The organism is Aliinostoc sp. HNIBRCY26, assembly GCF_050235535.1.
Taxonomy (GTDB): Bacteria; Cyanobacteriota; Cyanobacteriia; order Cyanobacteriales; family Nostocaceae; genus Trichormus.
In genome coordinates this window covers 3,268,707-3,284,804 of sequence record NZ_CP189852.1, presented here as the reverse complement: position 1 = coordinate 3,284,804, position 16,098 = coordinate 3,268,707, and the positions used below count along the sequence as shown (strand labels likewise).

The window sequence follows — 16,098 nt, the reverse complement described above, 5'->3', positions numbered from 1 at the left end:
ATTGGGCATTGGTAACTGGGTAGAATTTTCCCCTACACCCTTACACCCCTATACCCCCATACCCCTAAATTAAAAAATCGGGTTACTGCCTTTAAGTAAGGACTTAGAACGAATGTTTTGTACATTTGCAGGCAGAAGTAATCTATCTGCTGGTAAAATCACTGGGTCTTTAGAATTGAAATAACCACCGCAGGGATTATCACAGGCTTCTTTGTTATCAGAACCTTTATCAGACGCATCTTTACCTTTATCAGAAGCTTCCTTACCTGTACCGCCATCGTTACTAAACACGGGTGATTTATGCAAATCTAATAAAGTATCGCGGCGGAAAGTATCTTGAATAAAGGGCTGTTTCTGACGGACGTTGACTTGGCCGGGTGCAGGCTGTTGGGCTTTAACTCCAGCTATTGTAGACAACATCATAGTAGGAACAGTGAGACTCAGCATTAACAAAAACCGAGCCGACAGCATAGTTTTGATATTCATAAATTTGAAAACCTCATTGGTTGACAAAGTTGTTAACCAGCTTGTTTTGCTTGTTTTTTCAAGCTGTTAATGTCCAATAGGTTTGGCTATGCTGTTTTATGCAGGGGTTATCAGTAGTATTTTTTCGGTCTGACTTACAGTCACTCTCCTGTTGTTCCAATTTCTACCTACAGAATCCAAATACCCCCTTGTTTTTTAGGCTCATATATGCAAATCTCATATATACTACGGTAAATCGGTCAATTTATCGTAGTTAATGTTTATTATTACGGATAAACCAATACGGTTCAGATAAGAAAAATAAATTTCAACAAAACCAGCAAATGATCACTCAACAAAAAACGCAAGAATGATTTTGGAGGGGGTTTGGGGGACGCAACCGTCCCCCAATCGGGGGCTTGGGGGAGAATCCCCCAAATCTTGCTCATTGTCTAATAGGTAGAGCAAAAATTGAGAAATCAACTCTCACCACCTTAACTGAACCGTATTGACAGATAAACCTGCCCAAACTCCTAAAAATTGATATCAAGGAGTCAATTGTGGTCAATTATTTCAAAGAACACCGCTTTTCGTGTCAACAGAAATATTCTGTTTGTAAGATATTGGCGATCGCAGCATTGTTGAAAAAAGAGAACTGGCTACCCAAAAATTTTGCCCAGCCTAATCTTGATAGTAGTTTAGCTGGAGAAATACTGTATCGCTCTCAGGAACGCTCATTAACTGTTTAGCACTGGAAAAATCATGCCAAATTTCACTAGACCCCAACCACCAGTTTTTGAACGGGTGGAAGAAGAACGCCTTTATCGGAAACAACGCCTAGCTGCTGCCTTTCGGCTGTTTGGTCGTTTTGGCTTTAGTGAAGGGATAGCGGGTCACATTACCGCCCGTGACCCTGAATTTACCGACCATTTTTGGGTAAATCCCTTGGGCAAATACTTTGGCCACATCCGTGTTTCTGACTTGCTGTTGGTCGATAGAGAAGGGGAAGTGGTCAAAGGTGATGCACCTGTAAATCGCGCCGCCTTTGCGATTCATTCCCAGGTGCATGAGGCACGACCTGATATAGTTGCAGCTGCTCATGCTCATTCCCTACATGGCAAAGCTTGGTCAAGTTTGGGTCGTTTACTTGACCCTTTAACCCAAGATGCTTGTGCTTTTTATCAAGACCATGCTTTATTTAATGACTACAAAGGCGTAGTTTTAGATACTTCCGAAGGTAGGAGAATTGCTGAATCTTTGGGAGATAAAAAGGCTGTCATCCTTAGAAATCATGGCTTTTTAACTGTGGGGCAGACAGTAGACGAGGCTGCTTTTTGGTACATTTCCTTTGAGCGATCGGCTCAAGCTCAATTGCTGGCAGAAGCCGCCGGAAAACCACTGGCGATTGATCATGAGACGGCTAATTTCACTCATGGTCAAGTGGGAACCCATTCGGGTGGTTGGTTTAGTTTTCAGCCACTCTACGACCGAATTGTGCGGGAAGAACCAGATTTGTTGGAGTAGTTGGATACCTTTTTCAACGCCAAGCTACGCGGAGATTTCCTCAGAAAATTTTATCTTTTTATACCTAAGAATTAACGTGTCTACTAATTGGTTGCGGCAGAATTTTATTTTTTCTCTGGGTTGTTTACTGGCTTTAGGAACAACGGCTTGCTCAGAGGTTAAGTCTACCAGTCCAGCAACGATCGCAGCAAATCCTAGTCCATCTGAAGTGGCAGCATCGAATACAACTCAATTGCGTGTTGCTAAATATAAAGGTGGTTGGGATTTAAATTTAAAGTTAGCTGGACTCGATGATTTTCCTTACAAAACTCAATTTACCGAGTTTACTGGCGGTAATTTGATGGTACAGGCGATTAATGCTGGTGCAATTGATTTAGCTTCAGCGAGTGAAATTCCGCCGATTTTTGCGATTGAATCAAAAGCATCTGTCAAAATTATCGCCACTCTCAAAGGGCCGACGGTTGGTCAAGTTGTCCTTGTACCGAAGAACTCAACAGCCAAAACCATCGCTGATCTCAAGGGTAAGAAAGTCGGTTACGTTAAAGCCACAACTGCCCACTACTTTTTGATTAAAATGTTGGAAAAAGTCGGGCTGACGATGAAGGATATCAATGCAATTCCTTTATCCATACCCGATGGACTTTCGGCTTTTCGTAAAGGCGAACTAGATGCTTGGGCTACCTATGGTTACTCTATCCCCCAAGCCCAAAAAGAAGGGGCGCGGGTGTTGGAATCGGCAAAAGATATTTTAAGCGGTAACTTTGTGATTATTGCCTCACCGAATGCGATCGCGGATGCTCAAAAGAAAGTGCTAATAGCGGATTTCTTATGTCGCTTACAAAAATCCCAAAACTGGCGAGAATCTCACCTTAAACAATGGTCAAAGACCTATGCAACCGCCATTAATGTTGATGAAGGCATTGTTTATCAAGATGCCCAGCAAGGTCAACAACAGCGTCGTCAAGAAATACTACCAATTTCTGATGAGGCTATTGCTTCTCAACAACAGGTTGCTGATACCTTTTTGCAAGCGGGTGTAATTCCCTCAAAAGTTGATGTCAAACAACTTTGGGATAATAGCTTTAATGAAGATATCGCCAAATGTCGATCAAACTAAGGGTGTAGGGGTTTGAGGGTATAGGGGTGTAGGGAAAAGAATCCTGCGTAAGTTCTGTTTCCCTTGAACCCTGACACCCTTACCCCCTTACACCCGCAAGGAGTAGCTAAATGTCAAAATCACCTATTTTAGAAGCTTCTACTACCAAAACAGCCAAATTATTGCCCAATCTGTTGGATCTGGTCGATTCTCTAGCGGCGGATTTTGCCACCCGCGCCGCCACCCACGATCGCGATCGTTCCTTTCCCTTTGAGAATTTTGATGCCCTCCACCAAGCACAATTATTGAGTCTAACTGTACCAGTAGAGTTTGGTGGGCAAGCGGTAGGATACACTACAGCCTGTCGGGTGATTGAAAAAATAGCTAGTGGAGACGCTTCTACAGCTTTGGTGCTGACAATGCACTACTTACAACACGCCAACGCCGCTAGACACCGACGCTGGAATCCCACTATTTATGAAAAGTTATGTCAGGAGTCTGTGCAAGGGATTGCCTTAATTAATGCTGCCCGCGTTGAACCAGAATTAGGTACACCAGCCAGAGGCGGATTACCTGCGACAATCGCTCAACGAACAGCTGATAGTTGGGTGATTACGGGTCATAAACAATACACTACTGGTAGTCCGATTTTGCGTTACTTTGTAGTTTGGGCGCGTACAGATGATGATGAGCCGCAAGTCGGAAGTTTTTTAGTCCCGCGTGACATTCCAGGGGTGAAGATTGAAGACACTTGGGATCATTTGGGGATGAGAGCTACAGGCAGTCATGACCTAATTTTAAAAGATGTCTGCATTCCCATTGAGTATGCCTTAGATGTCCGTCCTCTGAAGGCTTGGTCAAACCCTAATCCCCTAATGTTAGCAGCTGGCAGTTTATTCTTAAGTGCCTTGTATCAGGGAGTGGCGACAGCCGCGCGCAACTGGTTGGTGGAATATTTAAATGAGCGATCGCCTAGTAATTTAGGTGCAAGTCTAGCAACTTTACCTCACTTTCAAACAGCCGTTGGTGAAATCGAAGCTTTACTATACGCCAACCACAGATTAATTTACACTCTAGCAGAAGATATTGACAAAGGTGAACACAAACCGGATGTCAACTTGCACGCCCAAACAGTGAAATATTTAGCTACAAGTAATGCGATTCGTTCTGTAGAAATTGGCTTGCAACTAATTGGAAATCCTGGTTTATCTAAAAAGCATCCCATTGAAAGACATTATCGAGATGTGCTTTGTAGTCGAATTCATACACCTCAAAATGATGCCATTTGTTCAGCGTTAGGTAAGTCGGCATTGAGGATTAAAACCTGAAATTAAATAGGTGTTTGAGAAAATTCATTATTAGGTCAAGCAGGAGGTATAAGGGAAAAGTATTTTAAACTAATTCCATTTTATTGATACAGATACGGAGGGTAAATTAGTCATGCTTTATTTTTAGTTTTTTAGTCTCATACCAATTCAAAATTCAAAGTTCAAAATTCAAAATTAAGAAAATGAGACTCAGCCTACCTTTTAGCGTTTGCATTTGTATCAAGTTTTTTGTGAATTGGTATCACCACGTAAACTTAATCATGGTGAATTCATGTTTTATCAAATAGAAAGAGAACTGTTAAATGGAGAAGCTGGATTTGTTGAGCAACAGTCTCAACAGTTAACTCATTTCCAATTATTGGATACACAAGAACAGGGAATACGTGATATATGGGAATTACCGCAACAAGAATCTGTTCGTCATCAATCTGTGTCCAAAAGAAAGTTCCTAAATTTTGCAATTTTCAGTAAACTAAGAACTTTTTCCTTCAAATTATTCATGAAGAAAACTGAAAGAAGAGTTCTTTGACCAAAGCATAAAATCATCCGCCCACCTGAATTTTTAGATGAGAAAATCTCCAAGATTTTCTACATTTTTAGCTGCAATCATTAACAAACTTTGGGGGTTTAAGTCCCCTGCTTCTATAAGCAGCGTGTTTTGTGTCGGGGTTTAAATCCCCGTCACAAAACGTAATTGCGAATTGCGAATTGCGAATTGTTTTAATTTTGCTCACGCACTATTTCATTATGACAATCAATACTGATCCTGATTTTGCTGCGCGGGAAGCGTTGCGTTTACTTGGTTCTGATCCCGAAAACTGGGTTTTTGATCATCCAGGCATTGACCACAATGTCACGATAGTCGGTGGTAGCGGTAGTGGCAGCACCTTTGCATTTGCCCTACGGCGTGCTGGCATCGGTCGCGTTACAGTGATTGATGAGGCTGAAGATGAAGTCCATGCCGGTGTGTGGCTGACGCGAGCGCAGATGAAAAAGCTCCGTACACCAAAAAACCTGCCAGGGCCAGAACTGGGCATCCCTGAACTGTCATTTCAAGCTTGGTATGAGGCGCGACATGGCATTGAAGCTTATGCAGCGATTGATCGGATTCCGAGAGTATTGTGGGCAGAGTACCTGAGTTGGTATCGACAATTCTTAGGGATTCCAGTCAGATATCGCACGAAATTAGTACGAATTGAGCCGGATACGGGTTTCTTCCGTCTCCACTTGCAAGTGAATGGTGTTCCACAGGTGGAAACTACACGAAAGATTATCTTTGCTAACGGTGTAGCCGGTACTGGTGGAGCAAACATACCGCCTGTATTGACATCTCTACCACGCACACTCTATGCACATACCGCCGATGAAATTGATTTTAGCGAGTTGCGTGGCAAGACTGTGGCAGTTTTAGGTGCTGCGGCCTCAGCCTTCGATGCGGCAGGTGTGGCACTGGAATCAGGTGCTAAAGCTGTACATTTATTTGCCCGTAGATCACAGATTGCCTCTCTCCCTGTGATTCGAGTGCGGGGTTATCCTGGTGCTTACTATAACTATCCACAACTGCCTGATGCGGCTCGCTGGTTTCAAGCTTGGCGGTTTAATCAGGTAGGCTCTACGCCACCGCAGGACGCAATTGAACGTGTAACGGCTTTCTCCAACTTCCATTTGCACCTATCAGCACCGTGGAAAACTGCTTATAACCGAGGCGATCGCATCATCGCTCAGGTGAATGATGATATTTTTGAATTCGATTTTGCGATCGCTGGTACCGGCTATTTTGTTGATCCAACGCATCGGTCGGAACTTGCTGATTTTGCCCATCATATAGCCCTTTGGCGCGATCGCTATGAGCCACCAGCCGACCAACGTGACGATAAACTCAGTACATATCCTTATCTTGGTACTGCCCATGAATATCAAGAAAAAATACCTGGTAATGCTCCATATCTCAAGGATATTCATGTGTTTAATCCAGCAGGGTTTGTAAGCTTCGGTCTACCGATTGGAGATGTCCCCAGCATTCGCCGTGATGTCCCAGCAATAGTAGAGCGTATTAGCCACGACTTATTCTTTGCTGACTGGTCACTACATGAAGCCCGGATCACTGGTAACATTGCGCCAGACTTCGAGACTTCATTGTATGCAGATGCTATATGGAAACGGCAGTCTCAGGTAGCAATCAGCTAAATCTGCATCCTATTTGGTAAAGTTAGGGACTAAAAAATCAGGTGAAACAGGTGAGGGGAAATCAAACCTCTACCTGTTTTATCTCTGCATTTGTCCATTAGTCGATTTCTACAAACTTTGGCTCGATACTCATCACCATGATCATGCTGATACCAATTCGCAATTCGCAATTCGCAATTCGCAATTGATAAATCCTGACTTGACAAGGGTTTCTGGGTTTGGATCTGTATCATAATTTTAGTGAATTGGTATGACTACGTTGGGATCATCGATGAATTCTTGCTTGACCTTTTTTGAATTTTGAATTGGAGCGAAGCGACTTGACCTTTAAATTGGTATTACGCGAGGCATAACTTCTTGGGCAAAACGTGTCATTTCCCGGACAAAGGGGTTAAATTGCAGCATAAAAGTATCTATACCTGCATCAACAAAAGCTGCAATGCGAGTAGCTACCGTATCGTAGCTACCGACTAATCCTGCTGCTGTACCACCATTCCCCCCAACAGCTGGATTTTTGGCAAATATTTGGAACATCACCGCTTCTGGATCAACTCCTTTAGCAACGCTTAATTTATATTGTTCTTCTAGCTTTTGCAATGTCATCAATCGTTCTAGTTCTGCTTGTGCTTCTTCATCTGTGGCACGAGCAATGACAAAGGCTGATAGACCAAAACGGACTGGCTGTGGTAGGAAACGGGATCGGCTAGCAACTTGTTTAATTACTTTGCGAACATCTTCAATCGGCTGACCGTTGATAAAGTAAACATCGGCTTGTTGGGCTGCTAAAATTTGTGCTGGGTCTGATGCTCCACCTAAATAAATCCGAGGATAGGGTTGAGCATTAGAAAAAGGTCGAAGGCTCAAATCTTGAATTTTGAAATATTCACCCTCAAAGTTTACTATCTCACCACTCCACAATGCTCTCACAACCTGCAACCATTCCCCAGAATAACGATAACGTTCATCATGGGGCGGGAAGGCAATATTAGTCCGCTCCATTTCTGGGCGAAACCAAGCACTGATGAGATTGATCGCAAAACGTCCCTGACTAATAGCGTCAATTCCCAAGGCCATCTTAGCTAGGACTGTGGGATGAAATAATAAAGGTTTAATTGCTGCAATAATTTCTATACTTTCTGTGGCTTCAGCCAACGCCGCGCAAGCTGTCCAAGTCTCCAACTGGTCTAAATCCAGACTACGAGGATTGGCAAGGTGCTGTGCCACTAAGGTTGTGACGTATCCTAACCGTTCTGCTTCTAATACTAGCGATCGCGTGCGTTCGTAACTAGCATCAATCGGTTCATCTGCTGTATTGAGAGGGCCAAAGTTACCCCCAACAGGGGCCCAAATACCATAGCGTGGTTTTGACATTTTGCTCTCCAAATAGAAGTAGGGAGTGGGGAATAGTGAGTGCAGAAGCCAAAAAAATAATAAAGGGCTAATATCCAATGACTAAATCCAACATTTTCTTTGGAGGTGTTTTCTATTCCTGACTAGTGGATAAAATTGCTGAGGTTAATTAACAAAGTGAATTTGATTTTTCTGTAAAATACTGCAATTCGGTCGACGAACCGTACTTTACTCACTAAACGTCTCATAGGTAGCTAAAAAAAGCAATACCTGTTAGTAAAAGTTAGTCCTTTGCTTCCCTGCGCTCCTGCTTTTCCAATTCTCACCACAGAATCTAAATACCCCCTTGTTTTTTAGGCTCATATATGCAAATCTCATATATACTACGGTAAACCTACTGACTTACCGTATAAAGTGAACTAGATGCAAAACCAACTTTTAGTACCCATTGAAAAGGGTTCTGGAAAGCTATGACTGAGCCACGCTACGGGATTTGGATACCTGTTTACGGCAACTGCGGCGTGATGAACCATCCTCTTGAACCTCGTGATGCTAGTTACTTACGAGCCAAGAATTTAATTCAGTTAGCCCAAAAGAGCGGATTTAGCACAACTTTAATAGCACAACATATTATCAATCCCAGAAACCAAGAACTTGACCAACTAGAAACCTGGACAGCAGCAGCTGCTTTTGCAGAAGCCACAACTTCCATCGAGATTATTGCAGCTGTTAAACCATTACTATTCCATCCAGCCGTCTTAGCAAAGATGGCTTTAGGTATTGATGCAATCAGTCGAGGTCGTTTTGCAATTAACCTAGTCAGTGCTTGGTTTAGACCAGAAATGGAAAAAGCAGGAATAAACTTCTTGAAACATGATGAGCGTTATCGCTATTCGGATGAATGGATTAGCGTCGTCAAAGCTCTGTGGAGTGGGGAAAAAGTTAACTTTCACGGCAAATATTTTCAGATCAATGACTTAAAGTTCAGTCCATCATCCATAGCCAAACCACATCCGCGTATCTATGTGGGTGGAGAGTCAGAAGCGGCGCAAGAATTAGCAGCAAAACAAGCACATACATTTTTCCTCAACGGTCGTCCAATTGAAGTCATCCGCGAAACCATCGCTCAGGTTACTCAAAAAGCTAGCTCTCGTTCTCAACCTCTAGATTTTGCCATGTCCGCTTTCGTGATTGCTCGACCAACGGATGCAGAAGCCGAAACAGAATATCAAAACCTCAGAGCAATGGTACTAGCACAAGACGATCGCTCAGAACTACTTAAAGGAGTAGATGCAGAAGTAGTCATGTTTAAAAACATGGCTAAATACCCAGGCGTAGGGAGCAATGGCGGAACTGCGGCTGGCTTAGTTGGAAGCTATGACACTGTGGCTCATCGGATTGCGGAATTTACCAAAGTAGGAATTGGTACTTTCATGCTGCAATTCCAGCCTTTTGCCACAGAAATGGAGCGTTTTGCTGCGGAGATTATACCAAGAGTGCGCGCGTTAACAGTAGAAAGTGCAGCGATCGCCAGCTAGAGGTAAAAATATACGAGCCAAATTACACCAATTCTCCAAAATTGAGCAACAGATGCAAGCTTTGAAACCTCTGCAAAGTCTGGCTTTCTTAATTTTGAATTTTGAATTTTGAAATTGGAGTCAAGCAACGTGACAGCAATACTTACTCGTCCCAATTGGACTACTGATCTAGAACTGGAAATCTTCGATAAATTACTTGATCAACACGCTCCTCACTTGCCGAAAAAGCGGTTAGAAGAACCCAGACCACCCAAAACCGCAGAAGAAAGAGAAAATTTCTACCACTACCGTGTAGCAGGCGCAGCCCATGACCTCTTTATTGTGCAAGTCTGCGCCAAAATTATTGACTCTTTTGCTGACCCTGAATTACAGCTATTTTTGAGTAGACAAATAGGGGATGACGGCGCACACGCTCAAAATACTCGTCTCAGAGCGCAAGCGATATCTGGACAAGACCCGATTGAAGATATTCAAAAACAAGTGCAGAAGCATTGGGATTATATGGGTGATTTACCCATTCGTAATTGGCAAGGCTTTTTAGCATTTGAATTGCACTATGAACTGCATATTGTGGCTTTGCTATTGATTAATAGCCGTACTAGCAAAATCAACGACCCAGATTCAGCCAAATATGCTGCCCAAAGAATTCTCCCAGATGAAGCAGTTCATCGCTTAGGCGTTGTAGATTGGTGGCAACGTAAATTTGATCAAGCCTCACCAACAGAGAAAGAGGATTTAATTGTACAAGTTCTAGAAGCAGACGAAGAAGGTCAAAGTCGTCGTAATCCTTACCTTTGGGATCATTGGTTATTAAGTCAAAAAGGTATTGGGATTGAAATTGATGAGTTACCAATACTTTATGATGCTTGGCGGCGAGAAGTTCTGGCTTACTTTTTGGATATTCCTGTATCTCAACTACCCAAACTTATAAGTGTGAGTGATTAAGTATTAACAAGTTAAATTACTGACTCCGTTGTTCATGAAAATAGGCGATCGCATGAAATTTAGCATCAATCTTAACCGGCGATTCTTCTTAATAGCAGTCACATCATTTGCTGCTTCTACAGTCTTTTCTAGCTGTAGTTCACCTCAAAATAATACTGCTAATACATCTGTAAATCCATCAGCTACGACAGCCGCTAATACTACCGCAACCACAGCCAAAGAAAAAATTAAAGTTGGTGTCACACCAGTACCAGCCGGAGAAATTTTAGAGTTTGTCAAAAAAAATTTAGCCCCCGCAGCCGGGCTAGAAATTGAAATTGTCACCTTCAATGATTTTGTGCAGAATAACACTGCTTTGAAAGATGGTGTTATTGATGCCAATTATTTCCAACATATTCCTTTTATGGAAGACTATGGCAAAAAACACAACTTTGAAATGTATGCTTTTACGCCACAAATTCATTTAAATCCGGTGGGACTCTTTTCTAAAAAATATAAGTCCCTTAATGATGTACCTAACAAGGCTCTGGTGACAATTCCTGATGATCCTAGTAATGCTCATCGGGCTTTAAAAGTCTTGGAATCATCAGGCTTAATCAAACTTAAGGAAAATGTTCGTCCGGCGAGTCCTAAAGATATTATTGCTAACCCCAAAAACATCCAAATTAAAGAAATACCAGGAGCGCAAGCAATTCCGAGTTTACCTGATGTGGATTTAGCCGGAGTTACAGGTAATTGGATTGTGCAAGCTGGATTAAAAACCGATAAAGATGCTTTAGCTTTAGAGACTGCTAAAGACCCAATTTATGCGGTGACTATCACAACATTAAAAGGTAAAGAAACCGACCCCAGAGTGCAGAAACTCTATAAGTTGTTGCGGGACGATAAAGTCAAACAATTTATTAGAGATAAATACCAAGGTGCAGTGATTCCCATTCCTTAATTTTCATTATTTGTAATTAAATAAATGACTTTGCTTAACAAAATAAATCGCCGTTTTTTTCTCTTAGCAGTTGTCTCTTTTACAGCTTCTACAGTCTTTACTAGTTGTAGTTCGCCGCAAAATAATTCTGCTAATACAAATATTAATCCCTCTGCAACCACAGCTTCTAACACAACAACAACAGCAACCAAAGAAAAAATTAAAGTTGGAGTTTCACCAGTTCCAACCGGAGAAATTTTAGAGTTTGTCAAGAAAAATCTCGCACCACAAGCGGGACTAGATATTGAAATTTTCACCTTTAGTGACAGTGTACAAAATAACTTTGCCTTGAGAGATAAACAAATTGATGCAAATTATTTCCAGCACGTTCCTTTTATGGAGGATTTTGGCAAGCAACATAATATTAAAATGGTGGCTTTAAATCCGCCGATTCACTTAAACCCAGTGGGTGTATATTCCAAAAGACACAAATCTTTGGCAGAAGTTCCTAAAAATGGCACTGTGATTATCCCTGGCGATATTAATAATGCTCATCGGGCTTTGAAGGTAATTGAAGAAGCTGGATTGGTGAAATTAAAAACTACTGCTAGAGGTTTAGTTAGTCCTAAAGATATTGCCGAAAATCCTAAGAATTTACAAGTCAAAGAAGTACCAGCGACTCAAATGATTCCTTCGCTTCCTGATGTTGATTTAGCTGTTATGACGGGTGCAACAGTGCTTGCAGGAGGATTGCGAACAGATAAGGATGCCTTGGCATTAGAATCATCTAAAAATCCAATTTATGCGGTGACTGTGACAACTTTACAAGGGCAAGAAAACGACCCCAGAATTCAAAAACTCTACAATTTACTACGTGACCAAAGAGTCAAGGATTTTATTAAAGAAAAATATGAAGGTGCAGTTATTCCTATTCCTTAGCAAGTAGTAGTGATGATTTATTCTGGAGAAATTATCATATGATTACATTTATTGATGTCCGTAAAATTTATCATCAAGGCAACCAAAAAGTTGTAGCTTTAGATGGAGTCAGTCTTTTTGTCAAACCAGGAGAAATTTATGGCGTTTTGGGTCAAAGTGGTGCAGGTAAAAGCACGTTAATTCGTTGTGTGAATCAACTAGAAAAACCGACATCAGGTTCAGTTGTAGTTGACGGACAGGAAATAACACAATTGTCGGGAGATAAATTGCGTCGCGCCCGTCAACATATTGGGATGATTTTTCAACACTTTAATTTACTGAGTTGCAGAACAGTTGCAGAAAACATTGCTTTCCCTTTGGAAGTGATGGGTTACAGCAGCCTGAAACGCCGGGCTAAAGTGGAAGAATTAATTTCACTGGTTGGCTTGCAAGGTAAAGCTGATGCTTATCCAGCGCAACTGTCTGGAGGACAAAAGCAACGAGTCGGTATTGCTAGGGCTTTGGCTGGAGAACCTAAAGTTTTATTGTCTGATGAAGCGACATCTGCACTTGATCCCCAAACTACAAGGTCGATTCTGGACTTGTTGCGTGATCTGAACAAGCGCATGGGTTTGACAATTTTACTCATTACTCATGAAATGGGTGTAGTCAAGCAAATCTGCGATAGTGCTGCTGTTCTCAATGCTGGCAGGATTGTCGAAAAGGGATATGTGAGTGATTTAATCGCCAAACCAGAATCATTTCTTGCCCAAGAAGTGTTTCCGCGTCGCAATGGTTATAAACCAAAACCTGGTGCAGTCATTGCTACGATCGCCTTTGCGGGAGAACAAGCTAGTAACCCTATTTTTACCACTTTAACTCGACGTTTTGATGTGGATGTCAATATCCTAAGTGGGAGTGTGGAAACAGTAGGCGATCGCCGCGTTGGTCAGTTTCATGTGGAATTAGCTGGTCAAAAGATAACTCAAGCTTTGAAATATTTACATGAAGCCGAGTTTGATGTAGAGGTGCATTGAAATTGTAACTGGGATTGGGAAGAACATTGAGATTAAATTGCATCTTCTCAAGAATGAAATTAATAGTAATAAAAAACACTAACAAAGCAATAAATATACTGTGAGATAATGAGTAAATCAAAGCAATTAAAATTGGGTGCGTTCATGCGTCCGGTAAGTATACATACAGGTGCTTGGCGTTATCCTGGAGCTTTGCCCGACGCTAATTTTAACTTCTCAGCACTCAAAAAATTCATCCAGAAACTAGAACAGGGAAGATTTGACGCATTTTTTATGGCTGATCATTTAGCAGTGCTGAATATGCCAATTAACGCACTCAAACGCAGCCATACTGTCACCTCTTTTGAGCCTTTTACTTTGCTGTCTGCCCTTGCCAGTGTCACCGAACACATCGGGCTAATAGCTACTGCTTCTACAACTTATGACGCACCTTTCCACATTGCTCGCCGTTTTGCCTCTCTTGACCATATCAGTGGCGGTCGTGCTGGTTGGAATATTGTCACCACAGCCAATCCAGACGCAGCACTCAACTTTGGCTTAGAAGCAGAAATGGAACATGACGAACGCTACCGACGAGCCAGAGAATTCTATGATGTCGTTACAGGTCTTTGGGATTCCTTTGCCGACGATGCGTTTATTCGGGATGTGGAAGCAGGGATTTATTTTGACCCCGATAAACTGCACGTTTTGAATCATCAAGGAAAATATCTCTCTGTGCGGGGGCCATTGAACATCGCTAGACCTATTCAGGGCTGGCCAGTAATTGTTCAAGCGGGTGCATCGGAAGCCGGAAGGCAATTGGCAGCAGAAACTGCCGAAGCTGTGTTTGCACCTGCTGGTAATCTAGAAGCTGGCAAAGCTTTATTTGCAGACATTAAGGGACGGGCGCAAGCGATCGGACGTGACCCAGACAGCATCAAAATCCTTCCGGGTGCTTTAGTCATCGTGGGTGAAACTTTGGCAGAGGCGCGTGCCAAACGTGAACATTTGGACAGCCTAGTACATTATGACAGTGGTATTGCTAGCCTCAATAGTGCGCTGGGCTACGACGTTTCCGGCTTCGATCCAGATAGCTCGTTGCCTGAAATTCCCCAGACTAACGCCGGACGCAGTTCTCGTGAACGGGTAGTGGTACTGGCGCAACGCGAGAACCTGACTATTCGTCAGTTAGCTCAACGTATTGGCAGTTATGGCGGACTAGCTTTTGTTGGTACGCCCCAAACTATCGCCGATGAGATGGAACAATGGCTGAAGGAAGAAGGTTCTGACGGATTCAACATCATGTTTCCGTTTTTGCCTGAAGGACTGAATGATTTTGTAGACGAGGTAATTCCAGAACTCCAACGGCGTGGCATCTTTCGTAAAGAGTATGAGGGAAAAACACTACGGGAAAATCTCGGACTCGCTCGCCCTACTAACCGCTTCTTTCAACCTACAGCTGCATTAGCTAAATAAGGTCAAAATTTCTGTCTACATACTCCAATATTCTCAAAATAGAGAGAAAAACAATGACTCAAATTGAAGAAAAAGTTATAGATTCCACCTTCAGATTTTCATCTCCGGTTACGCCTAAATCTCCTGAATTACAAGCCCTGTTTGATTTTATTGCTCTGGGAGCAAGTGAGCGCGATCGCGATCGCATCCTGCCGTTTGATGTGGTTGATTTAATCCGGCGTTCCCGATTGGGTGCATTGCGAATCCCCGTTACTGAAGGTGGTGGCGGTAGCACGGCGCGGGAATTATTCGAGGTGGTGATTAAGTTAGGTGATGCTGACCCGAACGTGGCTCACATTGTGCGGAATCATTTTTCTGTCACAGAGCGAATTTTGCGCTCAGAACGCACCGAAAGAAATCGTCGCTGGCTAAAGGAAGTAGTTGATGGGGCAATTATTGGACTCGCTTCCACCGAATTAGAAGTTAAACGGGCTGGCGGTGGTCAAGTCGTGAATACAAAATTAACGCCCGATGGCGACGACTACCGTCTGAATGGGACGAAGTATTACAGCACTGGCAGCCTTTATGCAGACTTAATTTTTGTACGTGTACTAGTACCAGATGACACTACAGCGTTTATCCTCATCCCGACAAACCGCGAGGGCATTGAGCTTATAGATGACTGGGATGGCTTTGGACAGAGACTTACAGGCACAGGAACGACTAACTTTACTAATGTCCGTGTTGAAAGAAGTGAAGTGTTTTTTGAGACAGACACAGACAAAGACAATCTGCCATACAATATCATCCCCCAATTATTCTTGACTGCTATCAACGCTGGCATTATTCGTAGCGTGCTACGAGATGCCACAAACCTCGTTCATAAACGTCCTCGGACTTTTTACCATGCTGTATCCGAGCAAGCAGCAGAAGACCCCATCTTACAGCAAACCGTCGGACAAATTGCGGCTAATGCCTTTGCCGCAGAAGCGATCGTTTTAGCCGCCGCCGACGGACTCGATCGCCTGCCTGCGGCTAAAGCCCAAGGTGAAGAAACAGAAACGGCTGTAGCGTTAGAAACTTCTTTGAAAGCAGCGAAAGCCAAATTAATTGTTGATGATTTAGCGTTACGTTCAGCCACCTTACTATTTGAAGTTGGTGGTGCTTCCACAACCAAGAAAAGCTCAAACTTTGACCGTCACTGGCGCAATGCCCGTACTTTATCCTCACATAATCCCAATCACTTTAAGGCTCGTGCGATTGGAGACTATGAGATAAATGGTACACCGTTACCGCAGAGAGGATTTTTTTAGGGGTGTAGGGGTTTAAGGGTGTAGGGGTGTAGGGGGAAGAG

The 16,098-nt window shown here is 42.8% G+C and carries 15 protein-coding genes; 13 read left to right on the top strand and 2 right to left on the bottom strand.

Going from position 1 to position 16,098, the window contains the following annotated elements:
- Positions 1-69: 69 nt before the first annotated feature.
- On the bottom strand, positions 70-486 hold the full coding sequence (locus ACQFX9_RS14055; RefSeq protein ID WP_427162565.1) for a hypothetical protein: 417 nt from the start codon (positions 484-486) through the stop codon (positions 70-72).
- A gap of 539 nt (positions 487-1,025) precedes the next feature.
- Here ACQFX9_RS14055 and ACQFX9_RS14050 point away from each other — a divergent pair.
- From ACQFX9_RS14050 to ACQFX9_RS14025, 6 genes are all read left to right on the top strand, one after another.
- A complete protein-coding gene (locus tag ACQFX9_RS14050; protein WP_427162564.1) occupies positions 1,026-1,214 on the top strand; it encodes a hypothetical protein in 189 nt (62 codons plus the stop codon).
- A gap of 13 nt (positions 1,215-1,227) precedes the next feature.
- Positions 1,228-1,989, top strand: a complete 762-nt coding sequence (locus ACQFX9_RS14045) for a class II aldolase/adducin family protein (RefSeq protein ID WP_427162563.1) — start codon at positions 1,228-1,230, stop codon at positions 1,987-1,989.
- A gap of 76 nt (positions 1,990-2,065) precedes the next feature.
- Entirely contained in the window at positions 2,066-3,106 is a 1,041-nt protein-coding gene (locus ACQFX9_RS14040; RefSeq protein WP_427162562.1) for an ABC transporter substrate-binding protein, read from the top strand.
- 110 nt (positions 3,107-3,216) lie between these two features.
- Positions 3,217-4,413 (top strand): acyl-CoA dehydrogenase family protein, encoded by a 1,197-nt coding sequence (locus ACQFX9_RS14035; protein WP_427162561.1) that lies wholly within the window; start codon positions 3,217-3,219, stop codon positions 4,411-4,413.
- A 271-nt stretch (positions 4,414-4,684) separates the two neighbouring features.
- A complete protein-coding gene (locus ACQFX9_RS14030; protein WP_427162560.1) occupies positions 4,685-4,942 on the top strand; it encodes a hypothetical protein in 258 nt (85 codons plus the stop codon).
- 218 nt (positions 4,943-5,160) lie between these two features.
- The gene (locus ACQFX9_RS14025) at positions 5,161-6,600 is read left to right on the top strand and encodes an FAD-dependent oxidoreductase (protein WP_427162559.1); all 1,440 of its coding nucleotides are present in this window, start codon (positions 5,161-5,163) and stop codon (positions 6,598-6,600) included.
- 327 nt (positions 6,601-6,927) lie between these two features.
- On the opposite strand, the gene ACQFX9_RS14020 is transcribed toward ACQFX9_RS14025, so the two are convergent.
- Entirely contained in the window at positions 6,928-7,971 is a 1,044-nt protein-coding gene (locus ACQFX9_RS14020; protein WP_427162558.1) for an LLM class flavin-dependent oxidoreductase, read from the bottom strand.
- Positions 7,972-8,420: 449 nt separating this feature from the next.
- Here ACQFX9_RS14020 and ACQFX9_RS14015 point away from each other — a divergent pair, with 449 nt between their 5' ends.
- From ACQFX9_RS14015 to ACQFX9_RS13985, 7 genes are all read left to right on the top strand, one after another.
- Positions 8,421-9,488, top strand: a complete 1,068-nt coding sequence (locus ACQFX9_RS14015; protein ID WP_427162557.1) for an LLM class flavin-dependent oxidoreductase — start codon at positions 8,421-8,423, stop codon at positions 9,486-9,488.
- Between the two features lie 129 nt (positions 9,489-9,617).
- Complete coding sequence (locus ACQFX9_RS14010) at positions 9,618-10,433, top strand: hypothetical protein (protein WP_427162556.1); 816 nt, start codon at positions 9,618-9,620, stop codon at positions 10,431-10,433.
- 34 nt (positions 10,434-10,467) lie between these two features.
- On the top strand, positions 10,468-11,376 hold the full coding sequence (locus tag ACQFX9_RS14005; RefSeq protein ID WP_427162882.1) for a MetQ/NlpA family ABC transporter substrate-binding protein: 909 nt from the start codon (positions 10,468-10,470) through the stop codon (positions 11,374-11,376).
- Positions 11,377-11,400: 24 nt separating this feature from the next.
- Positions 11,401-12,294 carry a MetQ/NlpA family ABC transporter substrate-binding protein gene (locus tag ACQFX9_RS14000; RefSeq protein ID WP_427162555.1) on the top strand — a complete coding sequence of 298 codons (894 nt, stop codon included), beginning with the start codon at positions 11,401-11,403 and terminating at the stop codon, positions 12,292-12,294.
- A gap of 38 nt (positions 12,295-12,332) precedes the next feature.
- Positions 12,333-13,310, top strand: coding sequence for a methionine ABC transporter ATP-binding protein (locus ACQFX9_RS13995; protein ID WP_427162554.1), 978 nt, complete (start codon positions 12,333-12,335; stop codon positions 13,308-13,310).
- A 108-nt stretch (positions 13,311-13,418) separates the two neighbouring features.
- Positions 13,419-14,765: an LLM class flavin-dependent oxidoreductase gene (locus ACQFX9_RS13990; protein ID WP_427162553.1), complete on the top strand. Its 1,347-nt coding sequence runs from the start codon at positions 13,419-13,421 to the stop codon at positions 14,763-14,765.
- Positions 14,766-14,818: 53 nt separating this feature from the next.
- Positions 14,819-16,057 (top strand): acyl-CoA dehydrogenase family protein, encoded by a 1,239-nt coding sequence (locus tag ACQFX9_RS13985; protein ID WP_427162552.1) that lies wholly within the window; start codon positions 14,819-14,821, stop codon positions 16,055-16,057.
- Positions 16,058-16,098: the final 41 nt, after the last annotated feature.

What these genes read in the sequence shown, in the direction of transcription:
- ACQFX9_RS14035 (WP_427162561.1), top strand. Translation starts at nt 3,217, where the DNA reads ATGTCAAAATCACCTATTTTAGAAGCTTCTACTACCAAAACAGCCAAA.
- ACQFX9_RS14030 (WP_427162560.1), top strand. Translation starts at nt 4,685, where the DNA reads ATGTTTTATCAAATAGAAAGAGAACTGTTAAATGGAGAAGCTGGATTT.
- ACQFX9_RS14025 (WP_427162559.1), top strand. Translation starts at nt 5,161, where the DNA reads ATGACAATCAATACTGATCCTGATTTTGCTGCGCGGGAAGCGTTGCGT.
- ACQFX9_RS14000 (WP_427162555.1), top strand. Translation starts at nt 11,401, where the DNA reads ATGACTTTGCTTAACAAAATAAATCGCCGTTTTTTTCTCTTAGCAGTT.
- ACQFX9_RS13995 (WP_427162554.1), top strand. Translation starts at nt 12,333, where the DNA reads ATGATTACATTTATTGATGTCCGTAAAATTTATCATCAAGGCAACCAA.
- ACQFX9_RS13985 (WP_427162552.1), top strand. Translation starts at nt 14,819, where the DNA reads ATGACTCAAATTGAAGAAAAAGTTATAGATTCCACCTTCAGATTTTCA.
- ACQFX9_RS14045 (WP_427162563.1), top strand. Translation starts at nt 1,228, where the DNA reads ATGCCAAATTTCACTAGACCCCAACCACCAGTTTTTGAACGGGTGGAA.
- ACQFX9_RS14015 (WP_427162557.1), top strand. Translation starts at nt 8,421, where the DNA reads ATGACTGAGCCACGCTACGGGATTTGGATACCTGTTTACGGCAACTGC.
- ACQFX9_RS13990 (WP_427162553.1), top strand. Translation starts at nt 13,419, where the DNA reads ATGAGTAAATCAAAGCAATTAAAATTGGGTGCGTTCATGCGTCCGGTA.
- ACQFX9_RS14055 (WP_427162565.1), bottom strand. Translation starts at nt 486, where the DNA reads ATGAATATCAAAACTATGCTGTCGGCTCGGTTTTTGTTAATGCTGAGT.
- ACQFX9_RS14005 (WP_427162882.1), top strand. Translation starts at nt 10,468, where the DNA reads ATGAAAATAGGCGATCGCATGAAATTTAGCATCAATCTTAACCGGCGA.
- ACQFX9_RS14020 (WP_427162558.1), bottom strand. Translation starts at nt 7,971, where the DNA reads ATGTCAAAACCACGCTATGGTATTTGGGCCCCTGTTGGGGGTAACTTT.